At 65.1% G+C, this 20,553-nt stretch carries 19 protein-coding genes and 1 pseudogene; 8 read left to right on the top strand and 12 right to left on the bottom strand.

All coding sequences use genetic code 11. The features are described 5' to 3' along the window. The first annotated feature begins 14 nt into the window (after positions 1–14). Positions 15–1,217: an ISAs1-like element IS2404/ISMul1 family transposase gene (locus MPSD_RS07225; protein WP_420811880.1), complete on the top strand. Its 1,203-nt coding sequence runs from the start codon at positions 15–17 to the stop codon at positions 1,215–1,217. 16 nt (positions 1,218–1,233) lie between these two features. On the opposite strand, the pseudogene MPSD_RS07220 reads toward MPSD_RS07225, so the two are convergent. The 7 genes and pseudogenes from MPSD_RS07220 to MPSD_RS07190 form a co-directional block, all read right to left on the bottom strand. After that, positions 1,234–1,413 (bottom strand): annotated as a pseudogene (locus MPSD_RS07220) (PE domain-containing protein); the annotation flags it as partial. A 540-nt stretch (positions 1,414–1,953) separates the two neighbouring features. After that, positions 1,954–3,432, bottom strand: coding sequence for an adenosylhomocysteinase (ahcY, locus tag MPSD_RS07215; RefSeq protein ID WP_012393163.1), 1,479 nt, complete (start codon positions 3,430–3,432; stop codon positions 1,954–1,956). A 104-nt stretch (positions 3,433–3,536) separates the two neighbouring features. Next, positions 3,537–4,142, bottom strand: a complete 606-nt coding sequence (gene alkX / locus MPSD_RS07210; protein ID WP_036427480.1) for a TetR family transcriptional regulator AlkX — start codon at positions 4,140–4,142, stop codon at positions 3,537–3,539. Between the two features lie 41 nt (positions 4,143–4,183). Next, on the bottom strand, positions 4,184–4,366 hold the full coding sequence (locus MPSD_RS07205) for a rubredoxin (RefSeq protein WP_011740541.1): 183 nt from the start codon (positions 4,364–4,366) through the stop codon (positions 4,184–4,186). Continuing rightward, positions 4,367–4,537 (bottom strand): rubredoxin, encoded by a 171-nt coding sequence (locus tag MPSD_RS07200; RefSeq protein WP_020788371.1) that lies wholly within the window; start codon positions 4,535–4,537, stop codon positions 4,367–4,369. It lies immediately after the preceding gene. Further along, positions 4,537–5,787, bottom strand: a complete 1,251-nt coding sequence (locus MPSD_RS07195) for an alkane 1-monooxygenase (RefSeq protein ID WP_086084694.1) — start codon at positions 5,785–5,787, stop codon at positions 4,537–4,539. Before MPSD_RS07195 ends, MPSD_RS07200 begins: the two co-directional genes overlap by 1 nt. A 110-nt stretch (positions 5,788–5,897) precedes the next feature. Further along, positions 5,898–7,382: an APC family permease gene (locus MPSD_RS07190; protein WP_012393160.1), complete on the bottom strand. Its 1,485-nt coding sequence runs from the start codon at positions 7,380–7,382 to the stop codon at positions 5,898–5,900. 56 nt (positions 7,383–7,438) lie between these two features. Between MPSD_RS07190 and MPSD_RS07185 the strand changes: the two genes are divergently transcribed. Together MPSD_RS07185 and MPSD_RS07180 are read left to right on the top strand one after the other, a co-directional pair. Next, positions 7,439–8,827: an FAD-dependent oxidoreductase gene (locus MPSD_RS07185; RefSeq protein ID WP_020788373.1), complete on the top strand. Its 1,389-nt coding sequence runs from the start codon at positions 7,439–7,441 to the stop codon at positions 8,825–8,827. 72 nt (positions 8,828–8,899) lie between these two features. After that, complete coding sequence (locus MPSD_RS07180) at positions 8,900–10,285, top strand: FAD-dependent oxidoreductase (RefSeq protein WP_086084697.1); 1,386 nt, start codon at positions 8,900–8,902, stop codon at positions 10,283–10,285. On the opposite strand, the gene manA is transcribed toward MPSD_RS07180, so the two are convergent. The 4 genes from manA to MPSD_RS07160 all read right to left on the bottom strand — a co-directional run bounded on the left by manA (position 10,263) and on the right by MPSD_RS07160 (position 14,596). Then, a complete protein-coding gene (gene manA, locus MPSD_RS07175; protein WP_020788375.1) occupies positions 10,263–11,489 on the bottom strand; it encodes a mannose-6-phosphate isomerase, class I in 1,227 nt (408 codons plus the stop codon). The genes MPSD_RS07180 and manA overlap by 23 nt on opposite strands. Positions 11,490–11,496: 7 nt before the next feature. Beyond that, positions 11,497–12,606: a TobH protein gene (locus tag MPSD_RS07170; RefSeq protein WP_086084693.1), complete on the bottom strand. Its 1,110-nt coding sequence runs from the start codon at positions 12,604–12,606 to the stop codon at positions 11,497–11,499. Further along, complete coding sequence (locus MPSD_RS07165; RefSeq protein WP_086084692.1) at positions 12,603–14,003, bottom strand: phosphomannomutase/phosphoglucomutase; 1,401 nt, start codon at positions 14,001–14,003, stop codon at positions 12,603–12,605. Before MPSD_RS07165 ends, MPSD_RS07170 begins: the two co-directional genes overlap by 4 nt. 146 nt (positions 14,004–14,149) lie before the next feature. Beyond that, positions 14,150–14,596: a DUF3499 domain-containing protein gene (locus MPSD_RS07160; RefSeq protein WP_181005660.1), complete on the bottom strand. Its 447-nt coding sequence runs from the start codon at positions 14,594–14,596 to the stop codon at positions 14,150–14,152. A gap of 173 nt (positions 14,597–14,769) precedes the next feature. Here MPSD_RS07160 and MPSD_RS07155 point away from each other — a divergent pair, with 173 nt between their 5' ends. After that, positions 14,770–15,192, top strand: a complete 423-nt coding sequence (locus MPSD_RS07155) for a metallopeptidase family protein (RefSeq protein WP_020788378.1) — start codon at positions 14,770–14,772, stop codon at positions 15,190–15,192. Between the two features lie 65 nt (positions 15,193–15,257). Here MPSD_RS07155 and MPSD_RS07150 read toward each other — a convergent pair whose 3' ends face one another. Beyond that, positions 15,258–15,614, bottom strand: coding sequence for a WhiB family transcriptional regulator (locus MPSD_RS07150; RefSeq protein WP_020788379.1), 357 nt, complete (start codon positions 15,612–15,614; stop codon positions 15,258–15,260). A 419-nt stretch (positions 15,615–16,033) separates the two neighbouring features. Between MPSD_RS07150 and cofD the strand changes: the two genes are divergently transcribed. From cofD to MPSD_RS07125, 4 genes are read left to right on the top strand one after another with little or no spacing between them, the layout of a single operon-like run. Further along, positions 16,034–17,023 (top strand): 2-phospho-L-lactate transferase, encoded by a 990-nt coding sequence (cofD, locus tag MPSD_RS07140; RefSeq protein ID WP_086084691.1) that lies wholly within the window; start codon positions 16,034–16,036, stop codon positions 17,021–17,023. Continuing rightward, positions 17,020–18,384, top strand: a complete 1,365-nt coding sequence (locus MPSD_RS07135) for a coenzyme F420-0:L-glutamate ligase (RefSeq protein WP_020788381.1) — start codon at positions 17,020–17,022, stop codon at positions 18,382–18,384. The genes cofD and MPSD_RS07135 overlap by 4 nt, the downstream gene beginning before the upstream one ends. A gap of 28 nt (positions 18,385–18,412) precedes the next feature. Next, entirely contained in the window at positions 18,413–19,999 is a 1,587-nt protein-coding gene (locus MPSD_RS07130; protein WP_020788382.1) for an Eco57I restriction-modification methylase domain-containing protein, read from the top strand. Beyond that, entirely contained in the window at positions 19,996–20,544 is a 549-nt protein-coding gene (locus MPSD_RS07125; protein ID WP_012393149.1) for an NUDIX hydrolase, read from the top strand. The genes MPSD_RS07130 and MPSD_RS07125 overlap by 4 nt, the downstream gene beginning before the upstream one ends. The last annotated feature ends 9 nt before the right edge of the window (positions 20,545–20,553 follow it).

Below are 20,553 nucleotides of genomic sequence, written 5' to 3'. Positions count from 1 at the left end.
GTCTGGAGTTGCCCGTGCCTACCGTTTCAGTATTGCCTGTGTCGTCGGTTCCAGAGGTGTTCGACTGCTGGAGTCCTGGTGAGCGCAGCGAGCTCATCGGATCGGAGTTTCTCGATGTGTTGGCCTCGGTGCCAGACCCGAGGGGCCCACGCGGTCGGAGGTATTCGCTGATGGCTTTGTTGGCGATCGCGGTTCTGGCCACTGCCGCGGGGATGCGCGGCTATGCTGGTTTTGCCACATGGGCGGCCACCGCTCCCGATGATGTGTTGGCCCAATTAGGGGTCCGGTTCCGGCGGCCCAGTGAGAAGACCTTCCGCGCTGTTTTGTCTCGGCTAGACCCCGCCGACCTCAACGCCAGGATGGGCAGTTACTTCACTGCACACGTGGCCAGCAGCGACCCCAGTGGATTGGTGCCGATCGCGTTGGACGGCAAGATGCTGCGTGGTGCTTTACGCGCCAAAGCGACAGCCACGCATCTCGTGTCGGTGTTCGCCCACCGTGCCCGATTGGTGCTCGGTCAACTCGCTGTCGCCGAGAAAAGCAATGAAATTCCCTGCGTACGTGCCCTGCTCACGCTGCTGCCGGGTAGCTTGCGGTGGCTGGTCACCGTGGATGCGATGCATACCCAGGTCGTCACCGCGAAGTTGATCTGCGCCACCTTGAAGTCGCACTACCTGATGATCGTCAAGTCCAACCAAGCCAAAATATTTGCGCGTATCACCGCGCTGCCCTGGGCCGAGGTGCCCGCAGCCGCTACCGACGACTCCCGCGGCCACGGCCGTGTCGAGACCCGCACCCTGCAAATCATCACCGCTGCACGAGGAATCGGCTTCCCCTACGCAAAACAAATCATCCGGATCACTCGTGAACGCTTGATCACCGCCACCGACCAGCGCAGCGTGGAGGTGGTCTATGCCATCTGCAGCCTGCCGTTCGAGCACGCCCGCCCTACCGCGATCATGACCTGGATGCGTCAACACTGGGGAATCGAGAACAGCCTGCACTGGATACGCGACGTCACCTTCGACGAAGACCGTCAAAGGGCACATACCGGAAACGGCGCACAGGTCCTAGCAACGCTACGCAACACCGCGATCAATCTGCACCGCCTCAACGGCGCCGACAACATCGCCGAAGCCTGCCGGATCACCGCTTTGACCGCCAACCGCCGCCTAGACCTCCTCAATCCACAATTCCCCAGCTCACAAGCCTGCTAATCAACAACGCCGGAGCCCTGCCAAACCCCCCAAACACCGCCGCAATCGCCACCGACACCTCATCACCGGCAGCCGCCGTCACCGACGTCGTCGCCCCCGCCGCCGCCGCATTAGCCGCACCCACCACCGACCCAATCCCGGCCGCATCGGTTGCCGCGGCCGCCACCCACTCCGGAACCACACTCACAAACGACACAACACCCACCGCCCATCCACCCAAAGGCAAAGACCCGACCCGGACCCAACCGGTCCAAACACGCTATATTCGCAGGTCAGCGATGTATCCGTAGAAAAATCAGGTTGTCGAAAGTTGAGTAGCACCGCTCCCGCACGCCGCCCACCAGCGTCTTAGCCACCCCAACCCAAACTGCACAAACAACCACCGGCAACCACCAAACCCGTCTCAACACCGAGACAGACCCACAAACACCCCAACCATCACCCGCGCCCCGGTCCCACCACACCCCAACTCATGCACTCGGGTGTCTGGGGTTGCGGTCTTCGATGATGTCGCCACTCGGATCAGCGGCCGCCTATGGGGGCTTCGGGGGAACGGGCAGTCCCGCGGTGGCCGTCATGGCGATCGCCGCTACCGACACTTGGGTCGCGCGTCCGCTCACGACCGCCTAACGGTCGAAGCCACAACAGCGCGATTGCAGCGGGCACTTGCCGTACCCGCCAAAAGCGGAAGCCACGCGGGCAGCGGTGCAGCTACCAGCGTGGCTTCCGTTGAGTGTCAGTAGCGGTAGTGGTCGGGCTTGTAGGGGCCTTCGACGTCCACGCCGAGGTATTCGGCCTGGTCCTTGGTGAGCTTGGTCAGGCGACCGCCAAGGGCTTCGACGTGGATGCGCGCCACCTTCTCGTCGAGGTGCTTGGGCAGCCGGTAGACCTCGTTGTCGTATTCGTCGTTCTTGGTCCACAGCTCGATCTGGGCGATCGTCTGGTTGGCGAAGCTGTTGCTCATCACGAAGGAGGGGTGCCCGGTGGCGTTGCCCAGGTTCAGCAGACGGCCCTCGGACAGCACGATGATCGAGCGACCGGTGTCGCCGAAGGTCCACAGATCGACCTGCGGCTTGATGTTGGTACGCGTGGCTCCGGAACGCTCCAGGCCGGCCATGTCGATCTCGTTGTCGAAGTGGCCGATGTTGCCCAGGATCGAATGATCCTTCATCGCCTTGATGTGCTCGAGCATGATGATGTCTTTGTTACCGGTCGATGTGACGACGATGTCGGCGTCGCCGATGGCGTCCTCGACGGTAACCACGTCGAAGCCCTCCATCATGGCCTGCAACGCGTTGATCGGGTCGATCTCGGTGACCGAGACGCGGGCACCCTGGCCCTTCATCGCCTCCGCACAACCCTTGCCGACGTCACCGTAACCACAGATCAACACCTTCTTGCCACCGATCAGCGCATCGGTGCCGCGGTTGATGCCGTCGATCAACGAGTGCCGGGTGCCGTACTTGTTGTCGAACTTGGACTTGGTGACCGAGTCGTTGACGTTGATCGCCGGGAAGGCCAGATCCCCGGCCGCGGCGAATTGGTAAAGCCGCAGCACGCCGGTGGTGGTCTCCTCGGTGACGCCCTTGACCGACTCCGCGATCTTGGTCCACTTGCCCTTGTCGGTCTCGAAGCGGCTGCGCAGCAGGCCCAGGAAGACCTTCCACTCGGCCGAGTCGTCTTCCTCGGCCGGAGGCACCACACCGGCCTTCTCGTACTGCATCCCGCGCAGCACCAGCATGGTGGCATCGCCACCGTCGTCGAGGATCATGTTCGCCGGCTTGTCCGAGTCGGGCCACGTCAGCATCTGCTCGGCGCACCACCAGTACTCTTCAAGCGATTCGCCCTTCCAGGCGAACACCGGGACGCCCTTGGGCTCCTCGGGGGTGCCATGCGGGCCGACGACAACGGCGGCCGCCGCATGGTCTTGGGTCGAGAAGATGTTGCATGACGCCCAACGAACTTCGGCGCCTAGCGCGGTGAGGGTTTCAATCAACACCGCGGTCTGGACGGTCATGTGCAGCGAACCCGAGATACGGGCACCTTTGAGAGGTTGCACCTCGGCGTACTCGCGGCGCAGCGACATCAGGCCGGGCATCTCGTGCTCAGCGATCCGCAGTTCTTTGCGCCCGAAATCCGCTAGCGACAAATCGGCAATCTTGAAATCGATGCCGTTCTTCGTGTCGGCAGATAGCGAAGTTTCGGTAGTCGTCATACGGGTTACATCCTTACCTAGGGGACCTATGAAAAACTGAGCAGACTACTCTGGCTATAAATGCTCTCGCGCCACTGTATCCCTCGGCCCCCAAGCCGCGCAGGTCAGGGGACGTTAATCACACCATGACGCTCGGCGAACGGGGTCATCAGCCTAGCCAGATCCGCCGCCACATTGTGGTCGGCCTCCGGCGGCATCGACACATAACTCAACGACAGACGTACGATCGCCCGCGCCATCACATTGGCGTCGTCGTCGCTGGTCGTCACCCAGGTCTGGGTGAAGGCCGTCGCCAGTCGAGCCGAGGCACGCGTGATGATCGGCGCGCTGTCGGTGGTGATGAGCTGTAGCAGGTCGGGCTTGGCCACCCCGGTCAGCAGCGAGATCACCAGCGGGTCGGCCGCCGACTCACCGAAGAATGACCGAAAGCCCTGCAGGAACGCCTCGTAGATGTTGCCGACGTTGGCGTCCAGGGCGGCATGCACCTTGTCGACCAGGCGGTCGGCCAGACGCAATGCGTAGCCCTGCGCAAGGCCTTGCCGCGAGCCGAACTCGTTGTAGATGGTCTGGCGGCTGATGCCCGCGGACCGGGCAACGTCGGACAAGGTGATCGCCGACCAGTCGCGGGTCAACAGCAGATCACGCATGGCATCCAGGACCGAATCACGCAGCAGGACGCGGGAGGCTTCGGCGTAGGGAACGCGCTTCACAGGGCCGACGATATCTCTTTTGGCGAAGGAGTTGGTGTCGATCACGGTCGAGCCACCTCCACCATCACGAAGTCCGCCTTTGCCGCACCGCAGTCGGGGCAACTCCAGTCCTCCGGGATGTCGTCCCATCTGGTGCCGGGTGCGATACCGTCTTCCGGCCAGCCCAGCGCTTCGTCGTACTCGAAGCCGCATTGGACGCACTGATACAACTTGTAGTCACTCACTTACTTGCCTCCCATCCTTTCGAAATCAACTTTCTCGCGCACTGAGCAGTCCGGACAGCACCAGTCGTCGGGAATCTGGTCCCACCGGGTGCCGGCCGGAAAACCTTCCCGCGGATCGCCTTTGCCCTCGCCATAGGTGTAATCGCAGACGGGACACCGGTAGGCGGTCATCACCCGATGCCTTGGTGCGAAGCCCCGTAGCGGGCCAGCATCTTGTCCCGCACCCGGGGGTGCAGGTTGACCTTGGTGATGTCACCGCCGTAGTGCTCGAGCACACGGTGGTCCATCACTTTGCGCCACAGCGGCGGGAAGTAGGTGAGCGAGATCATCGACGCGTACCCGCTGGGCAGGTTGGGAGCGCCGTCCATGCTGCGCAGCGTTTGGTACCGACGGGTGGGGTTGGCGTGGTGGTCGCTGTGTCGCTGCAGGTGGTAGAGGAACAGGTTGGTGACGATGTGGTCGGAGTTCCAGCTGTGCACCGGCGCGCAACGCTCATAACGGCCGTTGGAGGTCGGCTGCCGCAGCAGCCCGTAGTGCTCGAGGTAGTTGACCGCTTCCAGCAGGCAGAAGCCGAACACCGCCTGGATGATCACGAAGGGAATCAGCCCCAGCCCGAAGACCGCGATCAGCACGCCCCACAGCAGCACTGACATCGCCCAGGCGTTGAGCACGTCGTTGGACGGATAGGTCTTGGGGTTCCAGGGGCTGCACCCCTGCCGGCGCAGCCGTTGTGCCTCCAGCCCGATCGCCGAACGGAGGCTGCCGAAAACGGTGCGGGGCAGAAATTCCCAGAAGGTCTCCCCGAAGCGCGCCGATGCCGGGTCTTCCGGTGTGGAGACGCGCACGTGGTGGCCCCGGTTGTGCTCGATGTAGAAGTGGCCGTAGCCGGTCTGCGCCAGGGTGATCTTGGACAGCCAGCGTTCCAGCGAATCCTTCTTGTGCCCCATCTCGTGGGCGGTGTTGATGCCGACGCCGCCGAGAACCCCGACCGACAACGCCACACCGATCTTCCCCAACCAGTTCAAGCCGCCGTCAAAACCAAGCCAGCCGAGGTCCGAGGCGGTGAACAGGTAGGCCCCCAGCACCACGCTGAGGTACTGGAACGGGATGTAGATGTAGGTGCAGTAGCGGTAGTACTTGTCGTTTTCCAGCCGCTCCATCACCTCGTCCGGCGGGTTCTGCCCGTCAGGCCCGAACCCCAGGTCGAGCAGCGGCAGCAGGATGTAGACGAGCATGGGGCCCACCCACAGGGGCACCTGGGCGGCGAGGTGCCAGCCAAAGTGATTCAGCCCCCAGACGATCGGCAAGACCACGAACAGCGCGGTGGGGGCGATGAGCCCCATGAGCCAGAGATAGCGCTTCTTGTCTCGCCATTCGGTTTCCGGCGCATCAGGTATGTCGGACCTGAACTGTGTGGTCATATGCCAAACCTCCTCGTGAGTCACACCACGTAGGTTTGGACAATACGCACCTATTCGTCGGCCGTCTAGACACAGCTACCTATTTTGTCCAGTTAATTATCAAACGATCATTATTTGTCCATCGCGGCTTCGGCCAGCTGCCGACGACCCACCATCGAGTGCTTGCGCCCGTACCCGACGTAGATCACGGTGCCCACCAACAACCAGACGCCGAATCGGATCCATGTCAGGGCCGTCAGGTTCAGCATCAACCAAAGGCACGCGCAGAGCGAGGCGATGGGCAGCACTGGCACCCAGGGCGCGCGGAACCCACGCTCCAGGTCAGGCCGTTTCTTGCGCAATACGATCACGCCGGCCGAAACGAGGACGAACGCAAACAGCGTGCCGACGTTGACCATCTCTTCAAGCTTGGTGATCGGGAACACCGATGCCGTCGCACCCACCACCACCGCCACCAGCACGGTGATCCGAACCGGGGTGCCGCGTGCCCCGGTCTTGGCCAACTGGCGCGGCAACAGTCCGTCGCGCGCCATCGCGAACAACACCCGGCACTGCCCCAACATCAGCACCATCACCACGGTGGTCAATCCGGCCAGCGCACCCACCGAGATGATGCCGCTGGCCCAATACACACCGTTGGCCTTGAATGCCGTGGCCAAGTTCGCGTGTCCGCCGCCGGAGACCGTGCGTAGCTGGGTATAGGAGACCATTCCGGACAATACGATCGAAACGGCCACGTACAGCAGGGTGACAACACCGAGCGACACCAGAATTCCCCGCGGGACATCGCGTTGGGGATGTTTGGTCTCCTCTGCCATGGTGGCCACGATGTCGAAACCGATGAACGCGAAGAAGACGATCGAGGCCCCGGCCAACACGCCATACCAGCCGTAATGACTGCCCGGAGCACCGGTCAGCAGTGACAGCAAAGACTGATCGGCGCCTCTGCCCTCTGGCCCGGCCTCGGGTTCAGGAATGAACGGCGAATAGTTGGCGGCCTTGACGTAGAACGCCCCGACCACCACGACCAAGATCACGACCGCCACCTTGATGGTGGTGACCACGGCGGAAAACCTCGAGGACAATTTGGTGCCGTAGGCAACCAGCAGCGACACGATGGAAACGATCAGCAACGCACCCCAGTCGAGGCGTATCGATCCGAAATCGGCGGTGCCACCGGAGAATCCGAATACGGTGCCGAGGTAGCTGGACCAGCCCTTGGCGACCACCGCCGCGCCGATGGCCAATTCCAGCACCAGGTTCCAGCCGATCACCCACGCCAAAAACTCACCGAAAGTGGCGTAGGAGAACGTATAAGCGCTCCCCGCCACCGGCAGCGTCGAGGCGAATTCGGCATAGCACAGGGCCGCCAGCGCGCAGGTGCCCGCGGCGATCAGAAACGATATCCAGATGGCCGGGCCGGTGATGTCACCCGCGGTCGACGCCGTAACCGTGAAAATACCCGCCCCGATCACCACCGAGACACCAAAGACCACCAAATCACGCCAGGTGAGGTCCTTGCGCAGCCGTGTCTCCGGCTCGTCGGTGTCGGCGATTGACTGTTCTACCGACTTCGTGCGCAAACGACCGGCCATCAATTTGTCCCTCTCATCAACGGATGTGAACGCACAGTACTGGGTACGCTTCCGGGATGGGCGCGAGCGTAGAGAAGCGCGCCGTAAATCCCGCCGAACACGCGACCGTAATCGGCGCCAGTATCGGTGGTTTGTGCGCCGCGCCGGTGCTATCCGATTTCTATTCCAAGGTCATTGTCTGCGAACGCGACGACTTACCGAGCACGCCATCCGGGCGCGGCACGGTTCCTCAGGACCAGCACCTACACCTGCTGATGGTCCGCGGCGCGGCGGAGTTGGACACCCTGTTTCCGGGACTGCTGACCGACCTGGTGGCCGCGGGGGTGCCCATGCTCGACAACCGTCCGGATTGCATCTATCTCGGTGCCGCGGGCCATGTCCTGGGCACCGGCGCAAAGCTGCGCAAGCAATACACCGCCTATCTGCCGAGCCGGCCGCACCTGGAATGGCAGCTGCGACGACGGGTGCTTGCCCTCGGCAACGTCGAAATCCGGCAGCGCAAGGTTCGTGAGCCGCACTTCGATCCGGTACGCCAGCGGGTTACCGGACTGCTGCTCGATGACCACGACGGCGATCCAGAACTGATCGCCAGCGGCCTGGTAATCGACGCGGCCGGACGCGGCACCCGGTTGCCGGTGTGGTTGACCCAATGGGGATATCAGCGCCCACCGGAGGAAACCGTGGACATCGGCATCAACTACGCCAGCCAGCGGCTCCGTATCCCGGACGGCCTGATGCGGGAAAGGATCGTGGTCACCGGTGTCGGCCCAGGACAATCACTGGGGTTGGGCATGTTGTGCAACGAGGACGGCAGCTGGATCTTGACGACCTTCGGGGTGGCCAAGGTCAAGCCGCCCTCGACGTTCGGCGAGATGCGCGAACTCGCCTACCGGCTGCTCCCCAGCAGATTCGTTGCCGCGCTGGCGGCGGCCGGACCCATCGGCGAACCGGTGTTTCACGCATTTCCGGCCAGCAGATGGCGCCGCTACGACAAGCTGAGCCGCTTCCCGGCCGGAATCGTGGCGTTGGGGGATGCGGTGGCCAGCTTCAACCCCACCTTCGGGCAGGGCATGACCATGGCGTCGCTGCAAGCCGGTCATCTGCGCCGGGCCCTGCAATCCCACCCCGCCGAACCGGCGAACGAATTCAACCGGGCGACCGCCAAGACCATCCGACCGGTGTGGACGATGAACGCACTCACCGACCTTTGCTTCCAACACGCCGAGGGACGGATGCCGCGGTGGTACCGGCCGGTCGGGGGGCTCTACGACCAATTCCTCGGTGCCGCCGAAACCGATCCCGTTCTCGCCGAATGGTTCTTGCGCCGGATCTCGCTGCTCGACAGTCTCTACATGGTGCCGTCGCCACTGATCATCGGCCGCGCCGTCGCACACAACGCGCGGATGTGGCTTCGGCAGCGCCGGCCGAAACCACCGGCCACATGACGGTAGTAACGGCATGGCAATGGGTACCCTGCGCAGATGAGGGGGACCTTGAGCACTTCGAATAACCATGCGCTGGTCATCGGGGCAAGCATCGCGGGGCTCTGCGCGGCACGGGTGCTCTCGGATTTTTTCCACCGAGTGACTCTCATCGAGCGCGACGAGTTACCTAGCGTGCCACACGGTCGTGCGACCGTTCCGCAGGACCGCCACCTGCACATGTTGATGGCCCGTGGGGCAAACGAATTCGAGAACCTGTTCCCCGGCCTGCTGACCGACATGGTGGCCGCGGGCGTGCCCATGTTGGAGAACCGGCCGGACTGCATCTACTTCGCCGCCGCGGGCCACGCCCTGGGCACGGGTCACACCCTGCGCAAAGAATTCACCGCCTACGTACCCAGTCGGCCACATCTGGAGTGGCAGCTGCGCCGGCGAGTGCTCGAACTCGACAACATCGAAATCGTGCGGGGACTTGTCATCGAGCCCCGTTTCGAACCGACGACCCAGACAGTGAGCGGGGTGCTGGTCGCACCCCCCGACGACGACGATGGTGCTGAGCCACAGTTTCTGGCCGCCGACCTCGTGGTCGACGCGGCAGGCCGGGGTACCCGCCTACCGGTTTGGTTGAGCAAGTGGGGGTATCAGCGCCCCGCCGAACAAAGCATGGACATCGGCATCAACTACGCGAGTCAACAGCTACGCATCCCCGACGGCCTGATCCAGGAAAAAGTGGTGGTAGCCGGTGTCGCACATGACCGCTCGCTTGGGCTTGGGATGCTGTGCTACGAGGACGGCACCTGGGTCATGACCACCTTCGGAGTCGCCGGCGCCAAGCCACCGCCGACCTTCGGCGAGATGCGCGCGCTCGCCGAGCGGCTGCTCCCGGCCCGATTCAACGCCGCGCTGGCACAGTCCGAACCCATCGGGGCCCCGATGTTTCACGCCTTCCCCGCCAGCAAGTGGCGCCGCTACGACAAACTGGACCGCTTCCCGGCCGGGATAGTGCCGTTCGGTGACGCGGTGGCCAGTTTCAATCCCACTTTCGGGCAGGGCATGACGATGACATCGCTACAAGCCGGTCATCTGCGCCGCGCGCTGCAATCCCCGCACGGTGACCTGGCCACCCAACTGAATCGGGCCACCGCCAAAACGACCTACCCGGTGTGGACGATGAACGCTATCGGCGACATCAGCTTCCACCATGGCCTCACGCAGTCGCCACCGGCCTGGTGGCGGCCGGCCGGGGCCCTGTTCGATCAGTTCCTCGGGGCCGCCGAAACCGATCCCGTTCTCGCCGAATGGTTTCTGCGCAGGTTCTCATTGCTGGACAGCCTCTACATCGTCCCGCCACCGCGGCTGATCGGTCGCACCATCGCCCACAATGTAGGACTGTGGTTGCGCGAACGCCGGCAATCGGCCAGCAGCCGCGGCCGAACCCTCACAGCCCCACGGTCGCCCTGAACAGCTTGGTGGGCTCCTGGGCAAGCAACCGGATCGGGCCGTCGTCAGCCGCCACCCAAGCGGCATTACCGTGTTCGAGCGTCAGCGACTGAGACTTCCCATGCACCACCGTGGAACCCTCGGTGCACAACAAGATCTGCGGTCCCTCGTGGCTCGAGGATGCGTCGATCTCATGGCCGAGGTAGTCGCCGTCGAGCACCAGCAGCGCGACGGCGAACTCGTCGGTCGGGGTCTCATACACCAGTTCCGGGCCTTCCCGGCGAACCGGCGGCCGCAGGTCGGAAGCGGCAGTCGGAGCGAAGTCGAGCACCCGCAGCAGTTCCGGGACATCCACGTGCTTCGGAGTCAGTCCGCCGCGTAATACGTTGTCGGAGTTGGCCATTACCTCAAGCGCAAAACCGCGAAGGTACGCATGCAGATTGCCGGCCGACAAGAAGATGGCCTCCCCGGGTGCCAGGCTGATGCGGTTGAGCAGCAACGCCGCCAGCACTCCGGCGTCACCGGGATAACGCTCACCGAGTTCGAGCACCGTCTTGGCTTCGGCAACGAATTCTGTCGCGCCGGAGCTGACGTAGTGGATGGCGCCGTCGAGCACGGCCGGCACCAGCACGTCGATGTCGGGCTGGGGAGCGGTGATCCAAGTGGTGAACAGGGCACGCAGGCCATCGGCGTCGGACTGGTCAAAGAGCAAGTCGATAAACGGGTCGAGGTCCGACACCGCCAGCGCCTGCAGGAGTTCGCGGGTACGGGCCGCTTGACGGAATCCGGCCAACGCCTCAAAGGGCTGCAACGCCACCAGCAGTTCCGGCTTGTGGCTGGTGTCGCGGTAGTTGCGCACGGGTGAGGACACCGGGATGCCCATTCGTTCCTCACGCAGATATCCCTCGACGGCTTGCTCGGCACTCGGGTGGGCCTGCAGCGACAGCGGTTCGTCGGCGGCCAGCACCTTGACCAGAAACGGGAGCACGTCACCGAACCGGGCTCGTGCGCCGGGCCCAAGCTGTCCCTCCGGATCTGCGGACAGCGTCTCGAGCAGCGAGCTCTCGCCGCCATCGGTTTCCAGCCAGGCCGGGTCTCCGGGGTGCGCGCCGAACCAGAGTTCGGCCTCAGGATGAGCGGCCGGTACCGGCCGACCGGTGAACTCGGCGATGGCGGTGCGCGATCCCCACGCGTATGTCCGTAACGCTCCGCGTAGTAGTTCCACCTTCTACCTATCCCCGCACGAGTCGCAAATACACCGCAGCCATCTCCAGGCGAACGGCCAATACTGCCAGTTGTTGTTCGGCACGGGGTTCGGCGGTCGGAGCCGGCGCACGGTCCGAGCCGGCGGGCCCGCCGGGTCCCCCTGGAACCTGCGCCGCATCCTCGGCCGCAATCAGGTCGATGTTGTCGAGCCCGGCGACCCGCGCGCCGACCACCGTGCGCTCGGCGGCCAGCGTCAGTGCCAGCACTCGCATCTGCTCCGGCCGCGGGCCGTCTATCTCCTCGTCGTGGAACAACGCGTCCACACCGTCGTCGTACCCGGAAGCCGCCCCGGCACGCAGCGCGACAACCGCGTCGGCCAGCCAGGTGGCAGCGGTGACCTGGTGCGCGATCCTCAGCAGCACGGAACTGCCGTGGCGGGCCAGGGCCAATGTCGCGGCACCATCGGCGGCCAGCACAATCCGGCGACCGGAGATGCGCGCGGCAAGTGCCTTGGCCGGGTTGGTGAATACCTCGCGACCGGCGCTGTTGCACAACGTCTCGGCGTCCAGGTCGTCGGCCAGCGCCGCCAGGTCGATGCGCAGCTTGGGATCCACGGTGCGCAGCACGGCCAGCCCCGCGGCCAGGTAGCGGCACAGCCCGAATTCGTCGGGAACCGACAACCGCGGTGCCAGCACCGCGGCCCGACCCGCCGCGCAATCGCGCAGTGGCCCCTCGTTGGGGGCCGCGACCACAACCCGCGCACCTCGACGCACTCCCATCGCGGCCGCTCCCACCAGCGCGGGATCTCCGGGGTCGTCGCCGGCGACGACCATCACGTCGAGCGGGCCCACCCACGGCGGCGCCTCAGTGGCGATCGTGATCGGCTCACCAACCGTCGCCCCCAGCGTTGCGGCGAGCATGTCCCCGGCGGTCTGGGCGGTGCCCCGGCCGGCCACCCAGATAACCGTACGTGGTCGGTCATCGATGTTCAGTGAGTCCAGTTCGCCTTCGTCGGACGCGGCAGCGATGGCGCGCACCTGCGCGCCGGCCGTCGATGCGGCCCGCAACAGGCCGTCTCGATCAGCAGCAATCAGGCCATCGGCATCTTCCAGATCGATCGCCTGGGTGGCCTTCACGGTCCCGCCTCTCCCCGGGGTGACTGGGCAGCGATTTCCGCGCTGACCTGTTGGACCACCGCGTCGACATCCTCGGCGCTGCGGGCTTCCACATTGAGCCGCAGCAGCGGCTCGGTGTTGGAGCTGCGCAGGTTGAACCAGCTGTCGTCACCCAAATCCACCGTCACCCCATCCAGGTGGTCGATGGACACAATCCTGCTACCAAATGACTTCAAGACGCCCTCGACACACGCCGGCGCGTCAGCCACGGTGAAATTGATCTCGCCCGAGGATGCATAGCGCTGATAGTCGGCGGTCAACTCCGACAATGGTCGGCTCTGCTCACCGAGGGTCGCCAGCACGTACAGCGCGGCCAGCATTCCCGAGTCGGCGCCCCAGAAGTCGCGGAAGTAGTAGTGCGCCGAATGCTCCCCGCCGAATATCGCGCCGGTGTCGGCCATCAGGGCCTTGATGTAGGAGTGGCCGACCCGCGAACGCAGCGGCGTGCCGCCGCGCTCGACGACCAGCTCGGGCACCGCGCGCGAGGTGATCACGTTGTGGATCACGGTGGCGCCGATCTCCCGACTGAGCTCGCGCGCCGCCACCAGGCTGGTCACCGTCGATGGAGAGACCGGCTCCCCACGCTCGTCCACCACGAAGCAGCGGTCGGCATCCCCGTCGAAGGCCAGCCCGATGTCGGCACCGGTTGCCACCACGAACTTCTGCAGGTCCAGCAGATTCGCCGGGTCCAGCGGGTTGGCTTCATGGTTGGGGAAGGTGCCGTCGAGCTCAAAATACAACGGCAACAGCGTGACCGAATCGATCGCACCGAGCACGGCCGGCGCGGTGTGCCCGGCCATCCCGTTACCGGCGTCCACGGCCACGCGCAGCGGTCGTAGATCCGCGGTGTTGACCAGCGAGCGCAGAAACACCCCGTAGTCCCCGAGCACATCCTTGTCGGCGATTGTTCCGGCGGTCTCGGCCACGGCGATCGCCACCGGATTGACCAGGTCCTCGCGAATGGCGTTGAGCCCGGTGTCCGCACCGACCGGCTTGGCGCCGGCCCGGCACAGCTTGATGCCGTTGTAGGCCGCCGGGTTGTGGCTGGCAGTGAACATCGCGCCCGGACAATCGAGCTGCCCGGCGGCGAAATACAGCTGGTCGGTGGATGCCAGACCGATGCGCACCACGTCGAGGCCTTGCGCGACCACCCCACTGGCGAAGGCCGCGGCCAGCGCCGGCGAGCTGTCGCGCATGTCGTAGCCAATCACCACCTGCCGCGCCCCCTCGCCGCGCATCAACCGCGCGAACGCGGCGCCGATATCGGCGCACAGGGCTTCGGTGATCTCTTCGCCTACCAGCCCTCGGACGTCATAAGCCTTGATGACACGATTGATAACCGCGGCGGGCCAAGACATGGCGGGGGCTCCTGACGACCTAGATTGGTTGGACTCTTGGCCGCCAGCCTATCGGCCCGCCGAATCAGCCGGGGACCCGAACGGTGTCGAGTTGCCGGGGCCGCCGACAGCGACCGACCGGGGCTGGGCCGAAGTCGGGCCCAGAACTAATCGGAGGGGTCGGGCAACACCCTCAGGTGTCCACGGCGCCGGCCGGAGCGATGTTCGGGTGAAGCCAGCACGCCACCGCTCGGCGCGGTGGCATGCGCTCCGGCATGACGCATCACCTGGTCAGAGAATCCGTTGTGTGCCGCACCTGTTGCACCCGCGCAGGATGCATCCGCGGTTGGGCCCTGTTCGCGCACGGCGTCAGCGAGCGCGACCAGGTCATCCTCATCCGGGTGGGTAGGCAGTGGGCCCGCATGGCGCACGAGTTCCCACCCGCGCGGGGCGGTAATTCGGCCAGCGTGACCAACACACAAGTCCCAGGAGTGTGGTTCCCGCGCGGTAGCGAGCGGACCTATTACCGCAGTCGAGTCCGAGTAGACGAACGTCAACGTGGCCACTGCATAGTGCGGACACCCGGGCCGGCAGCAGCGACGGGGTACGTTCACGAGGCAAAGGCTATCGTGCGGAAACGCCGCCGAAGGGGCGGACACGCGCATCCGCTCTAGCCACGATGTCCAACCGTTACCATCGGCGCGTGAGCGATTACCGCGGCTTCGAGCGAAGCGGTCGGCCCAGCGGCAGGCCCGCGTCGCGCCGAGCCAGACGCCGGGGTCGCGATTTGCGCGGCCCGCTGCTGCCGCCCACGGTGCCCGGCTGGCGCAGCCGCGCCGAGCGCTTCGACATGGCGGTGCTGAAGGCATACGAACCCATCGAGCGTCGTTGGCAAGATCGGTTGTCCGAACTGGACATCGCGGTCGACGAGATCCCCCGCATCGCAGCCAAGGATCCGCACAGTGTGCAGTGGCCGCCCGAAGTGATCGCCGACGGCCCCATTGCGCTTGCCCGGCTGATTCCGGCAGGAGTGGACGTCCGCGGCAACTCCACGCGGGCGCGAATTGTCTTGTTCCGCAAGCCAATAGAGCGACGGGCTAAAGACACCATCGAGCTTGGCGAACTACTGCATGAGATCTTGGTGGCCCAGGTGGCCATTCATTTGGACGTTGAACCCTCGGTCATCGATCCGACCATCGGCGACGACTAGATCGACGGTTGGCCCAGTCGCATCCGCAGTGGATCAGATCTGGACCCTATCCGACTCAGCTCTGATCAGATGATGCCGCGCTTGAGGCGGCGGCGTTCGCGCTCGGACAGGCCGCCCCAGATGCCGAAGCGTTCGTCGTGGGCCAGTGCGTACTCCAGGCACTCGTGCCGCACCTCGCAGCCCAGACAAATCTTCTTGGCCTCCCGGGTGGAGCCACCCTTCTCCGGGAAGAAAGCCTCGGGATCGGTTTGCGCGCAAAGGGCGCGGTCCTGCCACTGGTCGGCGGGCGGGTCTACCGGCTCCGGCAGCGGTTCAGGCTCGAATGCGGCAGACGCATCGGGAACCAAACTCAAATGCGGCCGGGCAATTTCCATCGGCGACACCGTCACCGAACCGGCCGTGGTGTGCGGTGTGCCTCCCATTACGCCCCGAAGGTGCTCATAGGGCATGCCTCCGCCTCCTCACCTAATAGATAATGAATGGTTTCCCACTGTTTTGATGTACAGCCAACCCAATTCGAACTAGTGATCGAATCTCGGTCTGCGACACCGAAACCGGCCGGCCAACCGGGAAATGACACTGACGTGATTAGACACGGGTTGGGCAGCCTGGTCAAGCACTACGGCGCATTTCCATATCATCTCGTGATGAAAATTCGGCGTTTCTGTTTCAGTTGCGGTCCGGGCGTGTCGAATGGAACTCGTCACAGTACTTGCCGAAAGTCCTTCCTGGCTCGGTCACGGGTCGGTCACGATGTGCGCCGACAGACTACCCGCCCGACTAATCCCGCGTACCTGACCCCGCCCGACCCTGCCTTAGCCAACAGGTACTGTCCTGCGTTGTGAAGCTCACCGTTCTCGTCGGCGGAGTGGGCGGCGCCCGCTTCCTACTCGGGGCGCAGCGTCTGCTCGGCCTGGGCCAGTTTGCCACACCCGACGACAACGCGCGCCACGAACTGACCGCAGTGGTCAACATCGGCGATGACGCCTGGATCCACGGGCTGCGCATCTGCCCAGACCTGGACACCTGCATGTACACCCTCGGCGGCGGCGTGGACCCCCAGCGCGGCTGGGGCCATCGAGACGAAACCTGGCATGCCAAAGAGGAACTCGCACGTTACGGCGTCCAGCCCGACTGGTTCCAGCTGGGTGATCGAGACCTGGCAACCCATTTGGTGCGCACCCAGATGCTGCGGGCCGGCTACCCGCTGGCACAGATCACCACGGCACTGTGCGATCGCTGGCAACCGGGCGCGACGTTGCTACCGGTGAGCAACGATCGTTGCGAGACACACGTTGTGGTCACCGATCCGACCGACCAGCAGCAGCGGGCGATCCATTTCCAGGAATGGTGGGTGCGCTATCGCGCCGAACTGCCAACACATAGCTTTGCCTTCATCGGCACCGAAATAGCTAGCGCCACAACAGAAGTCACGGCAGCGATTGCCGATGCAGATGTCATCATGCTGGCGCCGTCGAACCCGGTGGTCAGCATCGGGGCCATCCTTGCGGTTCCCGGCATCCGCGCCGCGCTGCGGGCCACCCGCGCCCCGATCATCGGCTACTCCCCCATCATCGCCGGAAAGCCGGTGCGCGGCATGGCCGATGCCTGCCTTTCGGTGATCGGTGTGGACACCACCGCGGAGGCGGTCGGCCGGCACTACGGCGCCCGCGCCGCCACCGGTGTACTCGACTACTGGCTGGTCGCCGAGGGCGATCAGGCCGAAATCGACTCGGTCACGGTGCGATCGATACCGCTGCTAATGAGTGACCCGGAAGCGACGGCACAGATGGTGCGGGCCGGTCTCGAGCTTGCAGGCGTGACGGTGTGAGCGGTCCTGCGCTACCGCCAACGGGCGAACACGGCACGGCATCGGCCATCGAGATCTTGCCGGTCGAGGGCCTGCCCGAATTCCGCCCCGGTGATGAGCTCAGCGCGGCCATCGCCACGGCCGCACCGTGGTTGCGCGACGGCGACGTAGTCGTGGTCACCAGCAAAGTGGTGTCCAAGTGCGAGGGCCGGTTGGTGACCGCACCTGCCGATGAAGAAGCCCGAGATCAGCTGCGCCGCAAGTTGGTCGACGACGAAGCGGTGCGGGTACTCGCACGCAAGGGCCGCACCCTGATCACCGAGAGCCGGCTCGGACTGGTCCAGGCTGCCGCCGGCGTGGACGGCTCCAACGTAGATCGATCTGAATTGGCATTGCTGCCAGTCGATCCCGACGCCAGTGCGGCGGCTCTGCGGACCGGCCTGCGGGAGCGGCTCGGTGTCACCGTCGCCGTGGTCATCACCGACACCATGGGCCGCGCCTGGCGCAACGGCCAGATCGACGCCGCGGTCGGCGCCGCCGGCGTCTCGGTACTGCACAACTATTCGGGCGCCACCGACCGGCATGGCAACGAGTTGATTGTCACCGAGATCGCGGTCGGCGACGAAATCGCCGCCGCGGCGGATCTGGTCAAGGGCAAACTGACCGCGATGCCAGTGGCCGTGGTGCGCGGGCTGCCGGTGCGCGACGACGGCTCAACCGCCCGGAATCTGGTGCGGCCGGGCGAGGAAGACTTGTTCTGGCTGGGCACCGCCGAAGCCATCGAGCTGGGCCACCAACAAGCCCAACTGATGCGCCGGTCGATCCGGCAGTTCGCCGACGAGCCGGTCCCTCCGCAGCTGCTGGAGGCCGCCGTCGCAGAGGCGCTTACCGCTCCGGCGCCACACCACACCCGCCCGGTGCGGTTCGTCTGGCTGCAATCCCATGCCACCCGAATTGCGCTGCTCGACGCCATGAAAGACAAGTGGCGCCACGACCTCGCCGGCGACGGCAGGTCGGCTGATTCGATCGAACGCCGAGTCACGCGCGGTCAGATTCTCTACGATGCGCCCGAGGTCGTGATTCCGATGCTGGTCCCCGACGGCGCGCACACCTACCCCGACGGGGCCCGCACCCAAGCCGAGCACACCATGTTCACCGTCGCGGTGGGAGCGGCCGTGCAGGCCCTGCTGGTGGCTTTGGCGGTGCGCGGGCTGGGCAGTTGCTGGATCGGCTCCACGATCTTTGCCGCCGACCTGGTACGCGCACAGTTGCAGCTGCCTGCCGACTGGGAGCCATTGGGCGCCATCGCGATCGGCTACGCGCAGCAGCCGGCCGAGTTACGCGACCCGGTGCACCCCGGGGACCTGCTGATCCGCAAGTGAGCCGACGGCTGCGACGATACTTGGAGCTATGAAGACGTTCGCGGGCAAGACCGCCGCGTCTGCCGACAAGGTCCGCGGCGGCTACTACACCCCGGCGCCGGTAGCCCGATTTCTGGCGCGCTGGGTCGGCCGGGCCGGGACGAAGATCCTGGAGCCATCGTGCGGCGACGGCCGGATCCTGGCCGAGCTGGCCGCGGCCAGTGGCAGCGCCCGGGGTGTGGAGCTCATCGCAGACGAAGCGGCCAAGGCTCGACGGTTCGCGCCCGTCGACAATACGAACCTGTTCACCTGGCTGGACGAGTCAGCGACCGGCCGCTGGGACGGGGTGGCCGGCAACCCGCCCTACATCAGGTTCGGAAACTGGCCGGCCGACCAACGAGACCCGGCTTTGGAACTCATGCGACAGGTCGGACTGAACCCCACCAAATTGACCAACGCATGGGTACCGTTCGTTGTGGCGAGCACCATCGTGGTGCGCGACGGCGGACGAGTGGGTCTGGTGCTACCCGCCGAACTGCTTCAGGTCGGCTACGCCGGTCAATTACGCGAATTCTTGCTGAACCGGTTCCGGGAAATCACCTTGGTGACCTTCGACCGGTTGGTATTCGACGGAGTCTTGCAGGAAGTTGTTTTGTTCTGTGGTGTCGTCGGCAGTGACGCCGCGCAGATCCGCACGGTCAACCTCGGCGACGCCGACGCGCTTGCGACCGCTGATCTTGAAGTCGAGCCCGCGGCCGCGCTGCGTCACGAAAATGAGAAGTGGACAAAATACTTTCTTGACCCCCGTCAAATTCAGACAATGCGCGCGCTCAAACAATGCGATGCGATGATCCGGCTGGGCGCGGTGGCCGATGTGAATGTGGGCATCGTGACGGGCCGCAACAGCTTCTTCACTTTCACCGACACCGTGGCCCGCCAATTGGGGCTGGCGGCACATTGCGTGCCGCTGGTTTCGCGCAGCGCGCAGTTGCGTGGTCTGGTCTACGACCCGGACTGCCGGGCAAGCGATATCGCCGCCGATCATCGGACCTGGTTGCTCGACGCTCCCGCCGATCCGGCCGACCCAGCGCTGATCGCGCACATCGACGCCGGCGAGGCGGCTGGTGTCCACCTGGGCTACAAGTGCTCGATCCGCAAGCCGTGGTGGAGCACACCGTCGCTGTGGGTCCCAGATTTGTTCATGCTGCGCCAAATCCATCGGACGCCGCGTCTGAGCGTCAATTCCGCGGCGGCAACCAGCACCGACACGGTGCATCGGGTCCGGATCAAGACGGCAGGGCCCCGGGTCGACCCGACGGCCCTGGCCGTGGCGTTCCACAACAGCGTGACGTTCGCCTTCGCCGAGATCATGGGCCGCAGTTACGGAGGAGGCATATTGGAACTGGAACCCCGTGAGGCCGAGCTACTTCCGATTCCCCCGCCCACCCGTGCGGGTGCCGAGCTGGCCACCGATGTGGACCTGCTGCTCAAGGCCGATGAGATCGACAAGGCGCTGGACCTGGTGGACCGACATGTGCTGATCGGCGAACTGGGCATGGCTCCAGACGCCGTGGCGCGATGCCGCTCGGCCTGGATGACGCTGCGTGATCGCCGGATCAAACGGGGATCACGATGAAGGTTGCCCCCGTCGGTGTTCGAGAGTCCGCGATCGCGATGCTGTCGCAGTGGCGGGCCCCTGACCCGGCCCAGGACTCGCTACGTCATGCCGTGCTGGCCTTCCTGCACGCCCGCGCCGATGCGTGTCTGCGCGAGTGCGAAGCCGGTCATATCACCGCGTCGACGCTGGTGCTCGACGAGCGTGGCCACGTGCTGCTCACCCTGCATCCGCGGCTGGGCCGTTGGGTGCAGCTGGGCGGGCACTGCGAGGACGACCATGACATCGTCGCCGCGGCATTGCGGGAAGCGACCGAAGAATCCGGCATCGACAACCTGCTCATCGACCCCGAATTGGTGGCCGTGCATGTCCACCCGGTGACCTGTTCACTGGGCGTGCCGACACGTCATCTCGACCTGCAGTTCGTGGCGCGTGCGCCGGCCGGGGCGCAAATAACGGTCAGCGAGGAATCCGACGATCTGCAGTGGTGGCCGCCGGATGCGTTGCCGCCGGGCACCGATCACGCGCTGCGATACCTGGTCGACCGCGCGGCACAGAGGGCCTGACACCGACCG

The organism is Mycobacterium pseudoshottsii JCM 15466, assembly GCF_003584745.1.
In the GTDB taxonomy this organism is placed as follows: domain Bacteria; phylum Actinomycetota; class Actinomycetes; order Mycobacteriales; family Mycobacteriaceae; genus Mycobacterium; species Mycobacterium marinum.
The sequence above is the reverse complement of the archived record's forward strand: the minus strand, read 5'-3'. Positions and strand labels throughout refer to the sequence as shown.

What these genes read in the sequence shown, in the direction of transcription:
- ahcY (WP_012393163.1), bottom strand. Translation starts at nt 3,432, where the DNA reads ATGACGACTACCGAAACTTCGCTATCTGCCGACACGAAGAACGGCATC.
- MPSD_RS07200 (WP_020788371.1), bottom strand. Translation starts at nt 4,537, where the DNA reads ATGACCGCCTACCGGTGTCCCGTCTGCGATTACACCTATGGCGAGGGC.
- MPSD_RS07195 (WP_086084694.1), bottom strand. Translation starts at nt 5,787, where the DNA reads ATGACCACACAGTTCAGGTCCGACATACCTGATGCGCCGGAAACCGAA.
- MPSD_RS07190 (WP_012393160.1), bottom strand. Translation starts at nt 7,382, where the DNA reads ATGGCCGGTCGTTTGCGCACGAAGTCGGTAGAACAGTCAATCGCCGAC.
- MPSD_RS07185 (WP_020788373.1), top strand. Translation starts at nt 7,439, where the DNA reads ATGGGCGCGAGCGTAGAGAAGCGCGCCGTAAATCCCGCCGAACACGCG.
- MPSD_RS07165 (WP_086084692.1), bottom strand. Translation starts at nt 14,003, where the DNA reads ATGTCTTGGCCCGCCGCGGTTATCAATCGTGTCATCAAGGCTTATGAC.
- MPSD_RS07150 (WP_020788379.1), bottom strand. Translation starts at nt 15,614, where the DNA reads ATGGGAGGCACACCGCACACCACGGCCGGTTCGGTGACGGTGTCGCCG.
- MPSD_RS07130 (WP_020788382.1), top strand. Translation starts at nt 18,413, where the DNA reads ATGAAGACGTTCGCGGGCAAGACCGCCGCGTCTGCCGACAAGGTCCGC.
- MPSD_RS07125 (WP_012393149.1), top strand. Translation starts at nt 19,996, where the DNA reads ATGAAGGTTGCCCCCGTCGGTGTTCGAGAGTCCGCGATCGCGATGCTG.